We start from the raw sequence: 1328 nt of genomic DNA, 5'->3' as shown, positions 1-1328 counted from the left end.
CCGAGTCTGCCCAGGTGGCATGACTCAAACAAAAGGGTCTCCGAGAAACCCGGGGCGGTTCAGGCAAGTCTTTCAGCCTTAATTTCACCTCTACAGTGTTCGAGAGGATTGAAGGGTTGCCCGCACGGTCGATGACCTGGTAACACACCTGCTTTTCTTCCTCCCCCAACGTTTGTAGAAACGCTCGTGTAAAAGTGACCGAGACCTTGTCCAGCCCCATATCGGTTTCGTTGACGACAGCAGTGGGGCCTACGATATCTCCCCACCTGGTCAGAATGCGGTCATGCTTGGCCATACCGGTGTAGCCGGCAATCTGTACATCAAGTTGGCCACCCAGTTGATCGAGCTCGGCGGCAGTCAGACCGTTCTGGATCTCGGCTGGGAACTGTATGGCAGCAAGCTCCGGAGCGCCTGGCGCTGTCCGGTCGATCTGAATCCGGAAAATTTCCGATTTCTGTTCTACCTGATTGATCGGATTGACAACGACGTACGCGACATCGTGGAAACCTTCCAGCAACAGTTCGGCCGGGATCTCCAGGTGCAGGGGGTCTCCTGGTGCATGTGAGGGCAGAATCAGTTTTCGGGGACCGGTCGCGATACTGTTGAACAGCAGTTGATAGGTGTAACCAGGAAGTGCGGCTGGCCATACAACGAGATCGACCGTCAACGTTTGGGATGCGTCAGCGACCGGTATGAGCCCTGGCGTATCCTGATCATGAAATGCGACTGCAATATCGGGTGCAGTCAATACAAGATTCAAGTTTCGATGCCTGTTTCCGGAAACTGAAACAGGTGTTGGGAGATAGTTGTTTGAGCAACTTTTCATGTGTAGATGCCTTGTCATTAAAATTTTGTAGGGGATTTCCTACTTTTTCGAGCGCGTTTCTGAATAAGGTTTTTTTGGCTGGTACTTGGCGAAAGAGCTAATGATGTTCCCAGTCACAATTGGACGTAATAGGGTTTTAGTGGGTTGGTCAAGTGGTTGCGTGGGAATTATTTAATTAGTTTGCGAATTTTTTGCTTGGCGTCCATTTGGATGCTCGCTGTAAGAAAATTCTTATATTATTTTGGGAATGATCCTACGTTTTGGGTATTGAACAGGGCCAGAGTTTATGAATTAAGTGAGCTATCTTTCCACTCTCAAAAAAACGAGGAGATGGACGGTGTCTAGTAGAAGAAGTAATGTCGTTAAGTCGCGGGGTGGCGCGTTTCAACTTGCCGTGATTGCCTTTGGTGCTCTAGCTAATGTGCAGGCGTCATCAGGAGACTGTCAGAAATTTTGTGTTCGGGCATAACATGTAGCTAGAGGTGCATGTATGCCGACCAAA

At 49.5% G+C, this 1328-nt stretch carries 1 pseudogene; it reads right to left on the bottom strand.

The annotated features are described in order from the left end of the window. Nucleotides 1–826, bottom strand: a pseudogene (locus tag AO277_RS28545) (hypothetical protein); the annotation flags it as partial. Nucleotides 827–1328 lie beyond the last annotated feature (502 nt).

It is taken from the genome of Pseudomonas amygdali (genome assembly GCF_002699855.1).
GTDB classification, from domain to species: Bacteria; Pseudomonadota; Gammaproteobacteria; order Pseudomonadales; family Pseudomonadaceae; genus Aquipseudomonas; species Aquipseudomonas amygdali.
This window is presented reverse-complemented; position numbering and strand designations above follow the sequence as displayed.